This is a genomic window from Streptomyces sp. 2A115 (genome assembly GCF_052245575.1).
Lineage (GTDB): Bacteria > Actinomycetota > Actinomycetes > Streptomycetales > Streptomycetaceae > Streptomyces.
Genome location: NZ_JBQQCG010000036.1, coordinates 1 through 17,782 on the forward strand (window position 1 = coordinate 1; position 17,782 = coordinate 17,782).

Annotated in this window: 17 protein-coding genes and 1 riboswitch; of the genes, 10 read left to right on the forward strand and 7 right to left on the reverse strand. The window is 70.2% G+C overall.

Going from position 1 to position 17,782, the window contains the following annotated elements:
• Positions 1–137: 137 nt before the first annotated feature.
• The 6 genes from ACTWQR_RS28010 (at position 138) to ACTWQR_RS28035 (ending at position 6,203) form a co-directional block, all read left to right on the forward strand.
• A complete protein-coding gene (locus tag ACTWQR_RS28010) occupies positions 138–1,886 on the forward strand; it encodes an MFS transporter (RefSeq protein WP_443229950.1) in 1,749 nt (582 codons plus the stop codon).
• A 125-nt stretch (positions 1,887–2,011) separates the two neighbouring features.
• Positions 2,012–2,662 (forward strand): class I SAM-dependent methyltransferase, encoded by a 651-nt coding sequence (locus ACTWQR_RS28015; RefSeq protein WP_443229951.1) that lies wholly within the window; start codon positions 2,012–2,014, stop codon positions 2,660–2,662.
• A gap of 22 nt (positions 2,663–2,684) precedes the next feature.
• On the forward strand, positions 2,685–3,689 hold the full coding sequence (locus ACTWQR_RS28020) for an N-acetylmuramoyl-L-alanine amidase (protein ID WP_443229952.1): 1,005 nt from the start codon (positions 2,685–2,687) through the stop codon (positions 3,687–3,689).
• 161 nt (positions 3,690–3,850) lie between these two features.
• The gene (locus tag ACTWQR_RS28025; RefSeq protein WP_443229953.1) at positions 3,851–4,720 is read left to right on the forward strand and encodes a hypothetical protein; all 870 of its coding nucleotides are present in this window, start codon (positions 3,851–3,853) and stop codon (positions 4,718–4,720) included.
• Positions 4,721–4,836: 116 nt separating this feature from the next.
• On the forward strand, positions 4,837–5,847 hold the full coding sequence (locus ACTWQR_RS28030; RefSeq protein ID WP_443229954.1) for an LLM class F420-dependent oxidoreductase: 1,011 nt from the start codon (positions 4,837–4,839) through the stop codon (positions 5,845–5,847).
• A gap of 62 nt (positions 5,848–5,909) precedes the next feature.
• Positions 5,910–6,203 (forward strand): hypothetical protein, encoded by a 294-nt coding sequence (locus ACTWQR_RS28035; RefSeq protein WP_443229955.1) that lies wholly within the window; start codon positions 5,910–5,912, stop codon positions 6,201–6,203.
• A gap of 13 nt (positions 6,204–6,216) precedes the next feature.
• On the opposite strand, the gene ACTWQR_RS28040 is transcribed toward ACTWQR_RS28035, so the two are convergent.
• The 3 genes from ACTWQR_RS28040 to ACTWQR_RS28050 are packed head-to-tail and all read right to left on the reverse strand — an operon-like array spanning position 6,217 to position 9,505.
• The gene (locus ACTWQR_RS28040) at positions 6,217–7,287 is read right to left on the reverse strand and encodes a prenyltransferase (RefSeq protein WP_443229956.1); all 1,071 of its coding nucleotides are present in this window, start codon (positions 7,285–7,287) and stop codon (positions 6,217–6,219) included.
• Positions 7,284–8,066 (reverse strand): class I SAM-dependent methyltransferase, encoded by a 783-nt coding sequence (locus ACTWQR_RS28045; protein WP_443229957.1) that lies wholly within the window; start codon positions 8,064–8,066, stop codon positions 7,284–7,286. The genes ACTWQR_RS28040 and ACTWQR_RS28045 overlap by 4 nt, the downstream gene beginning before the upstream one ends.
• Complete coding sequence (locus ACTWQR_RS28050) at positions 8,060–9,505, reverse strand: glycosyltransferase family 4 protein (protein WP_443229958.1); 1,446 nt, start codon at positions 9,503–9,505, stop codon at positions 8,060–8,062. Before ACTWQR_RS28050 ends, ACTWQR_RS28045 begins: the two co-directional genes overlap by 7 nt.
• Positions 9,506–9,734: 229 nt before the next feature.
• Between ACTWQR_RS28050 and ACTWQR_RS28055 the strand changes: the two genes are divergently transcribed.
• On the forward strand, positions 9,735–10,388 hold the full coding sequence (locus ACTWQR_RS28055; RefSeq protein WP_443229959.1) for a TetR family transcriptional regulator: 654 nt from the start codon (positions 9,735–9,737) through the stop codon (positions 10,386–10,388).
• 345 nt (positions 10,389–10,733) lie between these two features.
• Here the strand turns inward: ACTWQR_RS28055 and ACTWQR_RS28060 are convergent, their stop codons facing one another.
• Positions 10,734–10,967, reverse strand: coding sequence for a ferredoxin (locus tag ACTWQR_RS28060; RefSeq protein WP_443229960.1), 234 nt, complete (start codon positions 10,965–10,967; stop codon positions 10,734–10,736).
• Positions 10,968–10,971: 4 nt separating this feature from the next.
• The gene (locus tag ACTWQR_RS28065; RefSeq protein WP_443229961.1) at positions 10,972–12,429 is read right to left on the reverse strand and encodes an aldehyde dehydrogenase; all 1,458 of its coding nucleotides are present in this window, start codon (positions 12,427–12,429) and stop codon (positions 10,972–10,974) included.
• Between the two features lie 234 nt (positions 12,430–12,663).
• Between ACTWQR_RS28065 and ACTWQR_RS28070 the strand changes: the two genes are divergently transcribed.
• Entirely contained in the window at positions 12,664–13,689 is a 1,026-nt protein-coding gene (locus ACTWQR_RS28070) for an MBL fold metallo-hydrolase (RefSeq protein WP_443229962.1), read from the forward strand.
• A gap of 161 nt (positions 13,690–13,850) precedes the next feature.
• On the opposite strand, the gene ACTWQR_RS28075 is transcribed toward ACTWQR_RS28070, so the two are convergent.
• Positions 13,851–14,543: a haloacid dehalogenase type II gene (locus ACTWQR_RS28075; RefSeq protein ID WP_443229963.1), complete on the reverse strand. Its 693-nt coding sequence runs from the start codon at positions 14,541–14,543 to the stop codon at positions 13,851–13,853.
• A 187-nt stretch (positions 14,544–14,730) separates the two neighbouring features.
• Positions 14,731–15,465: a phosphotransferase gene (locus tag ACTWQR_RS28080; protein ID WP_443229964.1), complete on the reverse strand. Its 735-nt coding sequence runs from the start codon at positions 15,463–15,465 to the stop codon at positions 14,731–14,733.
• Positions 15,466–15,553: 88 nt separating this feature from the next.
• Positions 15,554–15,635: riboswitch (cobalamin riboswitch) on the forward strand.
• Positions 15,636–15,757: 122 nt separating this feature from the next.
• On the opposite strand from ACTWQR_RS28080, the gene ACTWQR_RS28085 reads away from it, so the two are divergent.
• Both ACTWQR_RS28085 and ACTWQR_RS28090 read left to right on the forward strand, forming a co-directional pair.
• Complete coding sequence (locus tag ACTWQR_RS28085) at positions 15,758–17,020, forward strand: prenyltransferase/squalene oxidase repeat-containing protein (protein ID WP_443230037.1); 1,263 nt, start codon at positions 15,758–15,760, stop codon at positions 17,018–17,020.
• Positions 17,017–17,778: an SCO2322 family protein gene (locus tag ACTWQR_RS28090; RefSeq protein ID WP_443229965.1), complete on the forward strand. Its 762-nt coding sequence runs from the start codon at positions 17,017–17,019 to the stop codon at positions 17,776–17,778. Before ACTWQR_RS28085 ends, ACTWQR_RS28090 begins: the two co-directional genes overlap by 4 nt.
• Positions 17,779–17,782: the final 4 nt, after the last annotated feature.

Genomic DNA, 17,782 nt, shown 5'->3' on the forward strand with positions numbered 1-17,782 from the left:
GTAATAAGGAGGTCAAGAATTCGTTAGGGGCTCGAAGCAACGGAATAGTTGCCCGAGCGCACGGGGTTCACCATGCACGCATCCCGCACGGATCACGTATCACCCCCTGCTCTCTGCTGCCCTGGAGGCTCCACCCAATGACCCAGACAACGACGGACCACCGCACGCGAAGGCCGAGCGGCAGCGGAATCGTCCCGGTACTGGCCTTCGCGGGCATCGTTGTCGCGGTGATGCAGACCCTGCTCGTGCCGGTCATCAAGGACCTGCCGGAGCTGCTGGGCACCTCGCCCAGCAACGCCACCTGGGTGCTGACCTCGACCCTGCTCGCGGGCGCCGTGGCCACGCCGATCATGGGACGCCTCGGTGACCTCTACGGCAAGCGGCGGATGCTGATCCTGAGCCTGACCGTGATGGTCGTGGGCTCGCTGATCGCCGGTTTCACAAGTGAGTTGCTCGTGATGATCGTCGGCCGCGCCCTTCAGGGCTTCGCGATGGGCGCCATCCCTCTGGGTATCGGCCTGATGCGCGACGAGCTGCCGCGCGAGAAGCTCGGCTCGGCGATGGCCCTGATGAGCTCCTCGATCGGCGTCGGCGGCGGTCTCGCTCTCCCGGTCGCCGCCCTGGTCGCGCAGAACGCCGACTGGCACGCGCTGTTCTTCCTCTCCGCCGGCCTCGGCGCCCTCTCGATCCTGCTCACCGTCCTCGTCGTACCGGAGTCCAAGGTCCGCGCCGAGGGCACCTTCGACGTCCTGGGCGCCCTCGGCCTCTCCGCGGGACTCGTCCTCTTCCTCCTGCCCATCACCAAGGGCAGCGACTGGGGCTGGACGTCGGGCACCACGCTCGGCCTGTTCGGCGCGGCCGCGGTCGTCCTCTTCCTCTGGGGCGTGATGGAGCTGCGGATCAAGGCCCCGCTGGTCGACCTGCGCACCACGGCCCGCCCCGCGGTGCTGTTCACCAACCTCGCCTCGATCATGGTCGGCGTCGCCTTCTACGCCGTCTCCCTCGTCCTGCCCCAGCTGCTCCAGCTGCCCGTCTCGACCGGTTACGGCCTCGGTCAGTCGATGGTCGTCGCGGGCCTGTGCGTGGCACCGCTCGGCCTGACGATGATGTTCACGGCGCCGGTGTACGCCCGGATCTCCGCCAGGTACGGCCCCAAGGTCACGCTGATGATCGGCATGCTGATCATCGCGATCGGTTACGGCGCCGGACTCGGCCTGATGAGCGCCGCCTGGCAGACCGTCGTCATCGCGGTCGTCCTGGGCGCGGGCATCGGCCTCGCGTACTCCTCGCTCCCCGCGCTGATCGTCGGCGCCGTCCCGCCGTCGGAGACCGGCGCGGCCAACGGCCTCAACTCGCTGATGCGCTCGATCGGCACGTCCGTGTCGAGCGCCGTCATCGGCATGGTGCTGGCGAACACGGCGAACAACGTGAACGGCGTCGCGATCCCCACGATGCACGGCTTCCGCGTCTCGTTCCTGATCGCCACGGGCGCGGTCCTGGTCGGCCTGCTGTTCGCGGTGTTCCTGCCGAGCCAACGGCAGGCGACCAAGCCTCGGCTGCGCGCCGCCAGCGAGGAGGACGCAGCGGTGGAGCGCGCGCACGAGGTGCTCGGAGGCTTCCGCGGCCGGGTCCTCGACGCCGAGGGCGGACCGATCGCCCGTGCCAAGGTCACGCTGATCGACCGTCGCGGCCGCCAGGCGGGCGCGACGCTCTCGGCGGAGGACGGCAGCTACGCGCTCGCCGTGCCCACCGATGGCGCGTACGTCCTGGCCGCCAGGGCCACCGGCCACGGCCCGCGCGCCTCGTCGGCGACGCACGCCGGCGACGACCGTCCGGTCGAGGTGGACCTGGCACTGCCGAGCGAGAAAGCAGGCGTACCCGCCTGACCGAACGGCGCCCCGCCTGACCGAACCTGCCCCTTCAGCACCCCCGCACGCACCCCCGCCGCCGACGCCGCGGGGGTGCGGTGCACCATGGGTCCCCACAGCCTCGAACCCGACGGAGGAACCCCATGCCCGCGGCACCCAAGCCGGAGATCCTCGCCGCCTTCGAGGCCGCCAAGGGGTTCATGCCCGTGGGCGAAGGGCTCGCGCTGTACGAGGCCGCCGTCGAGGCGGGCCGGCTGGGATTGCCGCTCCTGGAAGTGGGCACGTACTGCGGCCGCTCAACGATCCTGCTCGCCGACGCGGCGCGCGAGGCCGGGGTGACGGCGATCACGCTCGACCACCACCGCGGCAGCGAGGAGCAGCAGCCGGGCTGGGAGTACCACGACCCCACGACGGTCGACCCCGAGCTCGGCGCCATGGACACGCTCCCCACCTTCCGCCGTACGCTCCACAAGGCGGGCCTGGAGGACCACGTGGTCGCGATCGTCGGCCGCTCACCCCAGGTCGCCGACTTCTGGACCTCCCCCCTGGGCTTCGTCTTCATCGACGGCGGCCACACGGACGAACACGCGACCGGCGACTACGAGGGCTGGGCACCCCATGTCGCCGAGGGCGGCCTCCTGGCCATCCACGACGTCTTCCCGAACCCGACGGACGAGCTGACCGGCCAGGCCCCGTACCGGGTCTACCTCCGGGCCCTGGAGTCCGGCGCGTTCACCGAGATCTCGGCGACCGACTCGCTGCGTGTGCTGCGGCGAACGGGGGCGGGGATCTGAGCGCGCCGTTAGAGTCGCAGACGTGTCATACGTCGGCCCCGACTTCGATCCTTCCCGCACCCCGCGCCGCACCCTGCGCGGCCGCGGCCCGCTGACCGTCGCCGTCGCCGCGCTCGTGCCGGGCGCGCTGGCGGGCTGGCTGGTGTGGCAGGCGGTTGGGGACTCCGGTGGGGACGGTGACGGGCCGTCGGTGGCGCAGTCGGCGTCATCGTCCGGTGAGGCGGCCGGGTCCGGTGAGGCGGCCGGGTCCGGTGAGGCGGCCGGGTCGCCGAGTACCGCGGACGATGGCAAGGAGCCGAGCAAGTCGTCCTCGCCCTCCCCCTCGGCCGCGACATCCCGCCCCGCGGCCTCGGGCCCCCTCAAAGGCAAGGTCGTCGTCATCGACCCCGGCCACAACCCGGGCAACTTCCAGCACACGACCGAGATCAACCGCAAGGTGAACATCGGCACGAACTGGAAGGAGTGCGATACGACAGGCACGTCCACCAACGCCGGTTACACAGAAGCCCGGTTCACCCTCGACGTCTCGCGGCGCCTGCGCACGCTGCTCGAACAGCAGGGCGCCACCGTGAAGTTCACGCAGGACGGCGACCGCACGTGGGGCCCGTGCGTGGACGAACGGGCCCGGATCGGCAACAAGGCGGACGCCGACGCCGTGGTCTCGGTCCACGCGGACGGCTCGGCGAACGGCAACCGCGGCTTCCACGTGATCCTGCCCGGCTCGGTGACCTCCGGCGCCGCCGACACCCGGCCGATCGTCGCCCCCTCCCGCGAACTCGGCGAGCGCATCGCCGGCAACTTCGTCCGCGTCACCGGCAGCGCGCCCTCCAACTACGTCGGCGACGGCACCGGTCTCGACGTCCGGAAGGACCTCGGCGGTCTCAATCTGTCAACGGTTCCGAAGGTGTTCATCGAATGCGGCAACATGCGCGACAGCAAGGACGTGCTGCTGCTCACCAGTGAGGCCTGGCGACAGAAGGCGGCGCAGGGAATCTCTGCGGGAATCGTGAGTTTCCTGCGCGGGTAGTGATCAGCGGGTTCATCCGGGCGGACACCCGTGTGGGCCGGACGATAGTGTCCTTCCTACGATGAGGGGCCACCCCCGCGCTTCACACGGCGGCCTGACGGCGACATGGTGACAGCGATGCCTCCACCGATGACGAGACGACTGACGAAGGACGACCTGAAGTGAATATCCGCTCCCTCACTCGAGGCGACGGCGTGGTGATCGGAGCAGCGGTATTGCTGTTGATCGCGTCGTTCCTCGAGATCTATTCCGTCGACGGGGCCTCTGACAGCGCCGACATCCCGAGCGCCTGGGGCAGTGGCCCGGTCCTCATGAGCGTCACCCTGGCCGGCGTCATCGGCGCCGCGCTGATCGTCGTCTCCCACGGCCTGCCGCAGGTGCCGAAGGTCGCCGGTCTCGACCTCGGCCAGTTCGGCACCGCGTTCACGGTCTTCGCCGCGTGGAGCGCACTCGGGAACATCTTCGACCCGGCCGGCGGCTTCGACAACAACGGTGCGCCCGACACGATCGGCGCCGGCATGGGCCTCATCCTCAGCCTGATCGCCACCCTGGTCCTCGCCGGCGCCGCGATCGCCGCCCCCTTGGTCCCGGCCCTGAAGGGCCCCCTCCTCCCCGCCCCCAAGCCCCCCACCCTCCAGCCCTACGGCGGTCAGCCGCAGGGTGGTTACGGCTACCCGGGCGCCGGCGCCCAGCAGCCGGGTCAGCCTGGGCAGCAGTCCTTCGGCGGCCAGCCTCCCTTCGGCGGTCAGCCGCAGCAGGGGCAGCCGTTCGGTGCCCAGCCCGGTGGTCAGCCGCAGCAACCGCAGGCCCCCCAGGCGCAGCAGCCCGCCGGGGACTTCTCGCCGTTCTGGTTCGCCGTGCCGGTGCCGCGTCCGCTGTTCGCGGAGGACGGTTCGCCGACGCCGATCGCCGAACTGGCTCCGGGTACCTGGTACTTGGCCGTCGAGCAGCGCGGCCCGAGCCTGGTGGCGCAGACGCAGGACGGCCGCCGGGGCGTTCTTCAGGACACGAGCGGTATCCAGCGCGGCTGACGCCCCAGCTTCCCGTTCTCACGGCCCCTCACTTCGGAGCTCTTCCGAGTGGGGGGCCGTTCCCATACAGTCACCCGGATCCGGTCCAAAGTCTGACGATGCGTCAGGAGGCTTGCATGCGACTAGGTCTCGCACTCGGCTATTGGGGACGCGGCCCCTCCGCGGACCACGTGCCGCTGGCGCAGGAAGCCGAACGGCTCGGCTACGACTCCGTATGGACCGCCGAGTCCTGGGGCTCCGACGTCTTCACACCGCTCACCTGGATCGCCGCCCAGACGTCAAGGATCAAGCTGGGCACGGCGATTGCCCAGATGGCGGCCCGCTCCCCCACCACGACCGCGATGCACGCTCTCACCCTCGACCATCTCTCCGGCGGGCGCGTGATGCTCGGCCTCGGGCTCTCCGGCCCGCAGGTCGTCGAGGGCTGGTACGGGCGCCCGTTCCCGAAGTCGCCGCTGACCGCGACCCGGGAGTACGTCGATGTCGTACGCCAAGTCCTCAGGCGCGAGGCCCCGGTCGAGCTGGACGGACGCTTCCACTCGCACCCGTACCGAGGAGCGGACGGGACGGGACTCGGCAAGGCACTCAAGCCGATCACCCACCCCCTCCGGTCCCAACTGCCCGTACTCCTCGGCGCCGAGGGCCCGAAGAACATCGCGCAGACGACGCGGATCGCGGACGGCTGGCTGCCGCTGTACTGGTCGCCGCTGCGCACCGATGTGTACGAGGCCTCGCTCGACGCCGCTCCCGACGGCTTCCTCGTCGCCCCCATGGCCCAGGCCCGGGTCTGCGACGACGTCGCCGAAGGGCTGCTCCCCGTGAAGGCGATGCTCGGCTTCTACATCGGCGGCATGGGGCACGCGGCCCGCAACTTCCACGCCGACCTGATGGCACGGATGGGCTTCGAGGAGGAGGCCCGCCGCATCCAGGAGCTCTTCCTCGCGGGCCGCCGCGAAGAGGCCGTACTCGCCGTGCCCGATGCCTTCGCCGACGAGATCTCCCTCGTCGGCCCGCGTGAACGGATCGCGGAGCGGCTGGAGTTGTGGCGGAAGGGGCCGGTGACGGATCTGCTGGTGCTGTCTCCCGACCCGCACACGCTGCGCGTACTGGCCGAGCTCAACTCCTAGCCGCTCTCACGCTCGCGATCCCCGGTGGGTTTCATCCGGGATTCAAGGGCTACTCGCAGGGCATGTCCCCTCGATATCGCAATGGTGCAAACCAGGCCGGCTCGGTCATCGCCATCGTCGCCGACATCATGGCGGTCATCCTCGGCCTCTGGATCCTGATGTACCTGCTGGACGCCAACCGGGGCAACGACTTCGTCCAGTTCATCCAGGACGCGGCCCGCTGGCTGGCCGGTTGGTCACATGACCTGTTCACGTTCGACGAGGCCTGGGCACGCGTCGTCGCCGGCTACGGCCTCGCCGCCGTCGTGTACCTCTTCGTGGGGCACGCGATCGCCAACCGTGTGCACCGCCACTGACGTCGGCGCATCCCTACTGGCAGCAGTCCGGGTCCAGGCCCGTCGGCAGGCGGTCGCCGCCGAACACCGCGCAGGTCGCCTCGTCCCCGCCGAGCGCCGCGACGGCGAGGAGGAGGGAGCCGGCGGTCCAGGAGGTGAGTTCCTCGGGCCACATCGCCCGGTCGTCGAAGACGTAGCCCGTCCAGTACAGGCCGGTGTCCGGGTCGCGCAGACACTGGATCCACTGGAGGATCTCCAGGGCCCGGTCGGACTCGCCCACGACCCAGAGCGCCAGGGCGAGTTCGGCGGACTCTCCGCCTGTGACCCACGCGTTGGGGACGACGCACCGTACGCCGACTCCGGGGACCACGAAGCGGTCCCAGTCCTTCTCGACGCGGGCCTTCGCCTCGGCGCCCGTCAGCGCGCCGCCGAGCACGGGGTAGTACCAGTCCATCGAGTAGCGGTCCTTGTCCAGGAACCGCTCCGGGTGGCGGCGTATCGCGTGCCGCAGCGCGCCGACCGCCAGCTCCCAGTCGGGCTGCGCCTCTTCGCGCTGCTCGGCGATGGCGAGGGCGCAGCGCAGGGCGTGGTGGATGGAGGAACTGCCGGTCAGCAGGGCGTCGTTGACGGGCGTCCCGTCGTCCTCGCGCTTCCAGCCGATCTGCCCGCCGGGTTGCTGGAGTTCCAGGACGTACTCCACGGCCGCGTACACCGTCGGCCACATCCGGTCGAGGAACGTGTCGTCGCCGGTGGCCAGGTAGTGGTGCCAGACGCCGACGGCTATGTACGCGCAGAAGTTGGTCTCACGGCCGCGGTCGGTGACGTCGTGGCAGTCGCCGTCGGCGTAGGCCGCGTACCAGGAGCCGTCGTCGTTCTGGTGCCGGGCCAGCCACTCGTACGCCCGCCCGGCGGCCTCGTGCTCGCCGGCCGCGTCCAGCGCCATGGCGGCCTCGGTGTGGTCCCACGGGTCGAGGTGGTGCCCGCGGAACCACGGTATGGCGCCGTCCTCGTGCTGCACGTCCAGGATGCCCCGGACGGTCTGCGCGGCCTCTTCCGCGGTGAGCACCCCGGTCAGGACGAGGTGTTCCGTACGAGGGGTCGTCACGAAGCGTCCACCGAGGCGTCGGTCGAGGTGTCGGCGGCCGCGTCGGCCAGGCCCAGGCTGCCGGGCAGGTGCGGCTTGGTCGCGTACGCCACGAAGCTCTTGCCGATCAGCGGGTTGAGCGCCTGCTCGGCGACCTTCGTCGCGAGGGGCTTCTTCATGATGTCCCAGACCAGGAGCTTGTGGTACGCCCGCACCGGCAGCGCCTTGTCGTTGTCGACGCCGAACGCGCACTTGAGCCACCAGTAGGGCGAGTGGAGGGCGTGCGCGTGGTGGGTGCCGTACGGCCGCAGGCCCGCCTCGCGGATCTTGCCGAGCAGTTCGTCCGCCTTGTAGATGCGGATGTGGCCGCCCTCGACCTCGTGGTACGCGTCCGACAGCGTCCAGCAGACCTTCTCGGGCCCGTAGCGCGGGACGGTGATGGCTATTCGCCCGCCCGGCCTGAGCACGCGGACCATCTCGGCGAGTACGCCCTTGTCGTCCGGGATGTGCTCCATCACCTCGGAGATGATGACGACGTCGAACGACTCGTCGGGGAAGGGGAGTTGGAGTGCGTCGCCCTCCATGGCGGTGGCGGTGGCGCCCTCCGGGGCCTCACCCGCCTCCTTCATCGCGGCGAACCACTTGGCGACCTCGCGGATCTCCTCGGCGTTCTGGTCCAGTGCGACGACCTGGGCGCCACGCCGGTAACACTCGAAGGCGTGTCGGCCGGCCCCGCATCCGAGATCCAGCACACGGTCCCCCGGGGCGAGCGGGAACCGGGAGAAGTCGACGGTCAGCACGTGGCCCTGCTTTCACGGTGGGGGGTGTCAACTGCGGTGTCGGCAGTGTCAACTGCGGTGTCAGCGGTGGCAGTCGGTGCGGCGACGCCCATGTCCGGAGAGGCCGCGGGGCGGCTCGGAGCCCCGCCCGCGCCGGAGGACGCGATCGCCTCGCGGTACCGGGCCACAGTGCCCTCGGCGGCCTTGGCCCAGGTGAACCGTTCCAGCACGCGTGCGCGCCCGGCGGAGCCGAGCCGTACTCGAAGTGCCGGGTCACCGAGCAGCCGGCTCAGCCCGGTGGCCAACGCCCCCGCGTCGCCGGGCGGGACGGCCAGGCAGGTCTCGCCGTCGGGTCCGGTGACCTCCGGGATGGCCCCGCCGGTCGTGGCGACGAGGGGCGTGCCGGTCGCCATCGCCTCGGCGGCGGGCAGCGAGAACCCCTCGTAGAGGGAGGGGACGCAGGCGACTTCGGCTGACCGTATGAGGTCGACGAGCTCCGCGTCCGAGATGCCCTTCACGAACTCGACGGCGCCTTCGAGGCCGTACCGCTCGATGACCTGGGCGACCGGCCCGTCCTCGGCGCGCTTGCCGACGACGACGAGGTGCGCGGCCGGGTGCTCGGTGCGGACCTTGGCGAGCGCCTCGACGAGGAAGACAAGCCCCTTGAGGGGGACGTCCGCGCTGGACGTGGTGACGATCCGCCCCGGGATCTGCGCCACGGACGGATCCGGCGAGAAGAGGTCGGTGTCGGCGCCGATGTGGACGACGTGGATGCGGTCGTCTCGTACGCCGAGGTGGTCGATGATCTCCTGGCGGGAGGTGCCGGAGACGGTGAGGACGGAGGGGAGGCGGGGCGCGACCCGCTTCTGCATGCGGGTGAACCCGTACCAGCGCCGTACGGACGCCCGTTTCCGCCAGTCCGTCGCCGCGTCCAGCTCCAACTGCCGGTCCACGGTGATGGGGTGGTGGATGGTGGTGACGAGCGGGGCGCCCATGTCCCCCAGCAACCCGTATCCGAGCGTCTGGTTGTCGTGCACGACATCGAAGTCACCGCGCCGGGCGCGAAGATGGCGGCGGGCACGGAAGGAGAACGTCATCGGCTCGGGGAAGCCGCCGGTCCGCATCGTCCCGTACTCGACGGCGTCGATCCAGTCGCGGTACTCACCGGCCTTCGGGTTCCGAAAGGGGTCCGGGTGGCGGTACAGGTCGAGGCTGGGCAGTTCGGTGAGGGAGAGCCCGTCGAGGCCCTCTCCGGAGTCGAGCACCGGATAGGGCTGGGAGCCGATGACCTCGACCTGGTGACCGAGGCGGACGAGTTCACGCGAGAGGTGTCGTACGTAGACGCCCTGGCCGCCGCAGAACGGGTTCCCTTTATAGGTGAGGAGCGCGATGCGCAGCGCTCGGTCGCCGTCGGCGGCCGAGCCCTCCTCGGGGCCGGTCTCCATGGCCTCATGGGTCACTCTCGGCCCCCTTCTTCCAGCATGTTCCCGCGAGATTACTTCGGGACGGTAATCTAGAACAAGTTACAGACTTGATCGTTCAGGGAGCACTGAATGTACCGGCAGGTAGCCCCCATGTGAGCGGTGGATCAGGTGATTCACGCCACGACGAGGCCTGCTCTGCGATCACCCCATCCGCCCCACCAGCCCCAACCGACCGCTGTTGCACGAACGTCACGGAACGGGACCCATGCCTGCGGAAGCGAAGACTGCGGCGAAGGCCGCGCAGCCGGCGGTACGGGCCGCACAGCCGGCCACTCCCCCGCTCACCGAGCGTCAGGAGGCGCGGCGGCGGCGCATCCTGCACGCGAGCGCACAGCTGGCGAGCCGGGGCGGCTTCGACGCGGTGCAGATGCGGGAGGTCGCGGAGTCCTCGCAGGTGGCCCTCGGCACGCTCTACCGCTACTTCCCCTCCAAGGTGCATCTGCTGGTCGCGACGATGCAGGACCAGCTCGCGCACATGCACGGCACCCTGCGCAAGAAGCCGCCGGCCGGTGACACGGCCGCCGAGCGCGTCGCCGAGACCCTGATGCGGGCGTTCCGCGCCCTCCAGCGCGAGCCGCACCTCGCCGACGCGATGGTGCGCGCCCTCACGTTCGCGGACCGCAGCGTCAGCCCGGAGGTGGACCAGGTCTCCCGCCAGACCACGGTGATCATCCTGGACGCCATGGGCCTCGACGACCCGACTCCCGCCCAGCTCTCGGCCGTCCGCGTCATCGAGCACACCTGGCACTCGGCCCTCATCACCTGGCTCTCGGGCCGCGCCTCGATCGCCCAGGTCAAGATCGACATCGAGATGGTGTGCCGTTTGATCGACCTGACGGACCCGGACACACAGAGTTAGACCCTGTCGCCAGGAGTGCCACTGCGACAGGGCCGGACACGCGAAAAAACCACGAGACGCACGCGAAGCGCCGACCGGCGCACGCGAAGGACCTACGAGACGGGTTCCCTTCGCCGGCATTACCCGGATCAGGTCACTGGGGGTCGCCTTCCAGTCTTCCGACCTTTCGGTCTTCCGACCTTCCAGCCTCTCAGCCCGACCGTCGACGTCGGCCCCAGCGGATGCCGAAGCGTCTCGCCAAAGTCGGCTACTCCGGTCGAACTCCCTCACTCGTCCCGTAGGCCACTTCCCATAATAGGACATTTGCCCGTGGATGAAACCCCCTGAATAGTGATTTTTTACGCGCTACTCCTCGGGCGGGAAGACCGCCTCCCCGCTCCCCAGCAGCGCGATCGTGATCGCCTCCACCGGGCAGCCCTCCGCCGCCTCCAGGATCTTCTCGTTGGCGTCCGTTTCGGGGTCCACCGGGTGGGACTGCATGGCGGAGTCGAGGCGGAAGGCGTCGGAGGCGTGGTGGGTGCACTGGGCCGAGCCGATACAGAGGGAGCGGTCGACCTCGACGTGCCAGCGGTCGCCCATTCCGCTACGCCTCCCAGCCCGCGGGGAGATGGATCATCTTGTGTTCCAGGTACTCGCCGAAGCCCTCGGGACCGAATTCCCGCCCCAGGCCGGAGTTCTTGTAGCCGCCGAACGGGCCGAGCATGTCGAGGCTGAAGGTGTTGACGGAGTACGTGCCGGTGCGGACCTGGCGAGCGACGTCGATGCCGTGGGCCACGTCCGCGGTCCAGACGCTGCCGCTCAGGCCGTAGTCGGAGTCGTTCGCGATCTTCACCGCCTCGGCCTCGTCGCCGTACGGGAGCAGGCAGATCACCGGGCCGAAGATCTCCTCCCTCGCGATCCGCATGGAGTTGTCGACGTCACCGAAGAGCGTCGGCTCGACGTACCAGCCGCGGTCCAGGCCGGGTGGGCGGCCGCCGCCCGTGAGGATCTTGGCGCCTTCCTCCTGCCCGATGCGGATGTAGTCGAGGTTGCGCTGCTGCTGCCGCTTGGCGACCAGGGGGCCGACCTGCGTCGCCGGGTCCAGCGGGTCGCCGACCACCAGCGCGCTCGCCGCCGCGGCGAAGGCCTCCGCGAACTCGTCGTAGCGCGAGCGGGGTACGAGGATGCGGGTCTGGGCGACGCAGGCCTGGCCGTTGTTCATCCAGGCCGCGGAGGCGATTCCCGGGACGGAGGTCTCGATGTCCGCGTCCGGCAGGACCACCGCCGCGGACTTGCCGCCCAGCTCCAGGGTCACGCGCGTGAGATTGCGGGACGCGACCTCCATGACGCGCCTGCCCGCGGCGACCGAACCGGTGAAGGAGACCTTGTCGATGCCGGGGTGCCCGACGAGGTACTCGCTGACCTCGCGGTCCGCCGGCAGGATCGACAGCACGCCCTCCGGCAGCCCGGCCTCCTGCGCGATCTCGCCGAGTATGTACGCGTCCAGAGGCGACTCGGGCGAGGGCTTGAGCACGACCGTGCAGCCGGTCAGCAGGGCCGGCGCGAGCTTGGCAGCCGCCACGAACTGCGGGACGTTCCAGGGGACCACGGCCGCCACGACTCCCACCGGCTCACGCCGGACGAGGATGCGGCCGAGCACTCCGTCGCGCGTCTCCTCGTACGTGTAGTCGCGTGCGACCGTGATCGCCGCGTCCCACACCATCATCGCGCCGAGGGCCTGCGCGAGGACGCTCCAGGAGTACGGGGAGCCGTTCTCGGAGGAGATGACGCGGGCGATCTCCTCGTGACGTACGGCGATGGCGTCCTTGATCCGGGTGACGACCTCGATGCGCTCGTCGAGGGACATCCGTGGCCAGGGGCCCTCGTCGAACGCGGTCCGCGCGACGGCGACGGCGCGGTCGACGTCCTCCCGCGAGGCGTGCGGCACCCGGCCGATGACCTCTTCGGTGTGCGGGGAGATCACCTCGATGACGTCGTTGCCCAGGGGAGCGGCCAACTCCCCGCCGATGAACAGTTGTCCGTGTTCCACGAGATCGGTCATGACCGACTGCCTCTCCGGGGAGACTCTCTGAATTCTCTGGTCGCTGGTTCTCTGGTTCTCTGGCTTCTCTGGTTCCCAGGTCTTCCTGACGGTGCATCAGGCACTGGCACTGAAACTGATACCAGTTCTAGTTGGAGGAGTCCACGGACCTCACACCAGTTCGCCTGGTTGACTTGGGCTTCCAATGGAACTGGTTCTAGTTATAGTGGCGGGAGGCCGGCGACAGGGGAGCCCATGGCACAGGTGACCGACCACGGTGGGGGCGTACGATCCATCGAGGTCCCCATCCCGGACAATCCCCTCGGGTACACGCTCGTGTACGTCGTGGACACCGATCGCGGGCCGGTGCTGATCGACACGGGCTGGGACGACCCGGCGTCCTGGGACGCGCTCACCGAGGGGCTGGTCGCGTGCGGTACGTCAGTCGGCGAGATTCACGGTGTGGTGATCACCCATCACCATCCCGACCACCACGGCCTGTCGGCCCAGGTGCGGGAGGCGTCCGGCGCGTGGGTGGCCATGCACGCCGCCGACATCTCGATCGTGCGGCGGGCGCGTGAGACGAGGCCCGAGCGCTGGTTCGCGTACATGGCGGTCAAGTTGACCGCGTCGGGCGCGCCCGAGGAGCATGTCGCGCCCCTGCGCACGGCCCGCTCCCGCAACCTGCCCGGCCTCTCCCCCGCACTCCCCGACCGTGAGATCGTCCCCGGCGAACTCCTCGACCTCGCGGGCCGCCGTCTCCGCGCGATCTGGACACCGGGCCACACGCCCGGCCACGTCTGCCTCCACCTGGAGGAGACCCACCCGGACCAACTGCGGGGCCACGGCCGCCTGTTCTCCGGCGACCACCTGCTCCCGAGGATCACCCCGCACATCGGCCTCTACGAGGACCCGAACGACGACTCGGTCCCGGACCCCCTCGGCGACTACCTCGACTCCCTCGAGCGGATCGGCCGCCTCGGCCCGGCGGAGGTCCTCCCGGCCCACCAGCACACGTTCATTGACGCACCGTCCCGCGTACGGGAGTTGCTCACGCACCACGAGTCCCGCCTCACCGATCTCCTCTCCCTCCTCACCACCCCGCTCACTCCCTGGCAGCTCGCGGAACTCATGGAGTGGAACCGCCCCTGGGACCAGATCCCGTACGGCTCACGGAACATCGCGGTCTCGGAGGCGGAGGCCCACCTGCGCCGACTGGTGAAGCTGGGGCGGGCGGAGGCGGTGACGGGGAGCGATCCGGTGACGTATGTGGCGGTGTGACGGGGCACCACGCATGTGTTCCGCGCGATCTTGGTGACATGCAGCGGAACGTCGGTAAGCGTGCTGGTAACACTTCGCGTTCAGGGATACGAATTCGACGCGACGCCCATTCAGCGAGCGTCCACCCCTGGACGCCGGAATCTTTCATCGGATCGGCGCCTCTACGTCGCCGTCAACGCGGCGACCAACTCATCCAGGCTCTTTGGGCGCCAATCGAAGGTGTCGGTCCTCTTCGGAGGATCCCCACCTGGTCGCTGAACGTAGGCGGTTCGCATTCCCACCGCATGAGCTGCGCGAAGGTCCCAGGCGTGGGCGGCGACCATCAACACGCGCTCTGACGGACATCCTGCCGCGTCCACCGCGAGCTGGTAGACCTCCGGTGCGGGTTTGTAGGCCTGAGCGTCTTCGGCGGACAAGGCCTGGTGCCAGCGCAGCCCGGCGTATGCGTTGAGACGGAGCAGCGTCGCGCGACTGGCATTGGAGAGCCCCAGTACGGGAAATCGCCGCGCGAGGCGCGTGAGTCCGGCGATGGAGTCGCCCCAGGGCTTGAGGCGCCGACCCGCGGTAGCCAGTCGCTCGATGGCCACCGGGTCGGTGAGCCCGGCACAGTCGGCTACGCGCTGAGCTGCCTCGCGGTCGATGATCTCAGTGTTGGCGTATGCCCGGCCTTCCATCTCGATGCGTTGTTGCGCGTGCTCGACATGCTTTTGCCACACCGTGAGCAGCTGGTCGACAGACGCATCGTCGGACGCGGGCACAGCCTCGCGAACGGCCGCTCGAAGTCCACCTGGCTCGTCGACCACCGTTCCGAGAACGTCAAAGACGACAACTTCGATGTCACATGCCTCGGCCATCCGGTCTCCCAGTCCTAGTCGCGTCGCCGGTTCAGCAGGTGACGATTGTCGCTCGACCTAACATCACCGGTCAAGATGGTGACGCAGCATTCGCATTCGTGAGTGGCAACCCAGATCGGCGGGGGCGGCTTTGAGCAGCAGCTCAAACCACTCGAAACAGGGAACGCCGGGCCAGTTCGAAACACCCCTAGGACAACATGCCGCATATCAACTGCTCGGCGTCACCCAGGACTTCGAGCTCCCGTGCCGTCATGGTCCGATTGGCGGCCCGCCGCAGGCGTGCCTCTACTAGGCCCTCCTCCGTCACCTCGTGCGCGTTGCCGTCCAACAGTGCGGCGAGCATCGCTCCGGCCGGCTCCGCCAACGGTTCGTCGCCGACCGCGACCTGGGCGAGGATCACAGCCGACGTGCCCCAGTCCAGACCGGGCGGGCCTTCCTCGGAGTTGTCCCAGTCGATCACGTGGGGGCCGTCCGGGGTGAGCATCACGTTGTCCGGGTGCAGGTCGAGGTGGAGGACCCGGACGGCGGGATCGGTGGAGAGCCGGGCCGGCAGCGCGTGCAGGTCACGCAGCAGGCGGGCGAGCGTGGCTCCGGCATCCCGGGGCCCGAGCCGACCACCGCCGAACGCCTGCAACATGGTCGGCCCGGACAGCCGCTCCATCACCAGGTCCGTGCCGCGCGTGTCCGCCGACCGCACGCGCGGTACCGGGTAGCCGTGGCCGCGTACGTGCTCCATGACGGCCGCCTCGGCGCGCGCGTCACCGTAGCCGTCGTCCCGGTACCGGCGGAGCACCCAGCCCTCGTCCGCGTCGTCCGCGTCGCCTTCCAGGGCGTAGACATCAGCCGTACGGCCCGATCCGAGTAAGCCGCCGACCCTTAGATGGCCTAGATGTCGGTCTGGATGGCCGTGATGACTGCCCATGACGCGAAGTTACCGGCCCTCACAGCCGGGACTCAGCGTCCTGGCTACGGACCAGTAGAGTGAACAGGTCGTCATCACACCCGTACGGGGGGAAGCCGGTGCAAATCCGGCGCTGACCCGCAACCGTGTGCCGCCCGCGGTCCTGTAGCGGGCGGTGAGCCGGAATGCCCCGTGCGGACGTGACCGGCTCGCGTCACCGGGACCGCCGGTGACCGGCACCGTCGAGGCACACGGAGCCGAGCCGCCCGGGCATCTGGGCTGCCCGCTCCCCGCAGGGAGGCATCCGCCGATCATGTTTGTCCGCCGCAGCGCCGCGGTACTGGCCGCCACCGCCGTGATCGGCTCGGCGTTCGCGTCGGCCGCCCTCGCCGACGAGTCCCCCGGCGCGGCCCCTTCGCAGGCGATTCCCTCGGGCCTTTTCGGCAGCACCGACCCCACGTACGACGGCGTCTGGCGGCAGTCGCTCGCGCTGCTCGCCCAGCACACCGTGGGCGTGAACCCCGCCGCGAAGGCCGTCGACTGGCTCGTCGGACAGCAGTGCGCGAACGGGGCCTTCGCGCCCTACCGCGCCGACGCGACCGCGAAGTGCGACGCCAAGACCATGGTCGACACGAACGGCACCGCCGCCGCGGTGCAGGCCCTGGAGGCGCTCGGCGGGCACGACTCCGTGACCGGCGCGGCCGTGAAGTGGCTGAAGTCCGTACAGAACGAGGACGGCGGGTGGGGGTACGCCCCCGGCGGCGCCAGTGACGCCAACTCGACGTCGGTCGTGATCGGGGCCCTCCAGGCGGCGGACACCGACCCGGAGGACGTGCCGTCGAAGGGCGACAACACACCGTACGACGCGCTGCTCGCGTTCTCCGTCCCGTGCGACGAGGACGGCGGCGGCGCTCTCGCTTTCCAGCCCGACAAGAAGGGCGGGCTCGCGGCGAACGCGGACGCCACCGCGGCGGGTGTGCTCGGCGCGCTCGGCAAGGGGCTCGTCACGGAGGCCGGGGACGCCGGGGACACTTCGTCCGCGGACGAGTGTGCCGGCGGCGGCTCCCTCACGCGTGAGGACGCGGCGGCCAACGGTGCCGCGTACCTCGCCGACTCGCTCGCCAAGGACGGCTACCTGAAGTCCGCCCTCGCCGGTGCCGAGGACCAGCCCGACCACGGCAACACCGCCGACTCGGTCGTCGCGCTCGCCGCCGCGGGCCGGCCGGCCGGCGCCGGGAAGCCGCTGGCCTGGCTGGAGAAGAACTCCGGTACCTGGGCGGCGAAGAGCGGCCCGGCCGCGTACGCGCAGCTGATCTTCGCGGCGCACGCCACAGGCACGGACCCGCGTGACTTCGGCGGCGCCGACCTCGTGAAGCAGCTGGGCGCGACCGGCCCCGCGGGCCGGACATCCGACTCCACCTCCGACTCCTCGGCCGTCCCGAGCGACCAGGCGAAGGACGAGGAGGAGGACGACGACGGCGGGGTCAGCGTCTGGTGGATCATCGGCGTCGGCCTCGTCGGCGGCATCGGCGTCGGTTTCCTCATCAGCGGCCGCAACAAGAAGCAGCAGCCGTGACCCGCCACCGCCGCCGCCCGGCTCTGCTGGTCCTGGCTCTTCTGCTCGCCGTACTCGGAACGACGGCCGCGGCGGGGCAGGCCCAGGCGGCCGGCTACCGCTACTGGTCCTTCTGGGAGCGGGATTCCGACAGCGGTTCAGGAACAGGTACGGGTACGGGTACGGGTACGGGTACGGGTACGGGAGCGTGGGTGTACGCGACACAGGGGCCGTCGACCGCACGGCCCTCGGACGGTGACGTCCAGGGGTTCCGGTTCTCGGTGAGCGAGGACTCCAAGGACTCGGCGAAGCCTCGGGGCGAGGCGGACTTCGCGACGATCTGCGCGAAGACGCCCGCGCGGGACGGTTCGAAACGGGTCGGCCTTGTCCTCGACTTCGGCACGGCCTCGGACGCCCCGTCCGGCGAGACGCCGCCCCGTCCGCGTACGGCCTGCGCCCGCGTCGCCGCCGACGCGACGACGGCGGACGCGCTGGCCGCGGTCGCGAAGCCACTCCGGTACGACTCGAACGCTCTGCTGTGCGCGATCGCCGGTTACCCCCGCACGGGCTGCGGCGAGCCGGTCTCGGCCGACGAGCCGAGGGCCACCGCGTCGCGCCAGGGGGAGGGCGATTCCGGTGGCAGTGAATCCGGGAAGGGTGAGTCCAGGGAGGGTGGTTCCGAGGATCGTGGGCCGTCGGCGGGGTTGGTCGTCGGGGTCGCGGCGGTGGCCGCGCTCGGCGCGGCAGCGATCTGGCAGGCGCGTCGGCGCCGAGGCTGACGGG

Bases quoted from the DNA above. Each gene is read 5' to 3' on its own strand.
- ACTWQR_RS28080 (WP_443229964.1), bottom strand. From the start codon at position 15,465: ATGGGCAGTCATCACGGCCATCCAGACCGACATCTAGGCCATCTAAGG.
- ACTWQR_RS28030 (WP_443229954.1), top strand. From the start codon at position 4,837: ATGCGACTAGGTCTCGCACTCGGCTATTGGGGACGCGGCCCCTCCGCG.
- ACTWQR_RS28085 (WP_443230037.1), top strand. From the start codon at position 15,758: ATGTTTGTCCGCCGCAGCGCCGCGGTACTGGCCGCCACCGCCGTGATC.
- ACTWQR_RS28055 (WP_443229959.1), top strand. From the start codon at position 9,735: ATGCCTGCGGAAGCGAAGACTGCGGCGAAGGCCGCGCAGCCGGCGGTA.
- ACTWQR_RS28010 (WP_443229950.1), top strand. From the start codon at position 138: ATGACCCAGACAACGACGGACCACCGCACGCGAAGGCCGAGCGGCAGC.
- ACTWQR_RS28060 (WP_443229960.1), bottom strand. From the start codon at position 10,967: ATGGGCGACCGCTGGCACGTCGAGGTCGACCGCTCCCTCTGTATCGGC.
- ACTWQR_RS28035 (WP_443229955.1), top strand. From the start codon at position 5,910: ATGTCCCCTCGATATCGCAATGGTGCAAACCAGGCCGGCTCGGTCATC.
- ACTWQR_RS28065 (WP_443229961.1), bottom strand. From the start codon at position 12,429: ATGACCGATCTCGTGGAACACGGACAACTGTTCATCGGCGGGGAGTTG.
- ACTWQR_RS28015 (WP_443229951.1), top strand. From the start codon at position 2,012: ATGCCCGCGGCACCCAAGCCGGAGATCCTCGCCGCCTTCGAGGCCGCC.
- ACTWQR_RS28075 (WP_443229963.1), bottom strand. From the start codon at position 14,543: ATGGCCGAGGCATGTGACATCGAAGTTGTCGTCTTTGACGTTCTCGGA.
- ACTWQR_RS28070 (WP_443229962.1), top strand. From the start codon at position 12,664: ATGGCACAGGTGACCGACCACGGTGGGGGCGTACGATCCATCGAGGTC.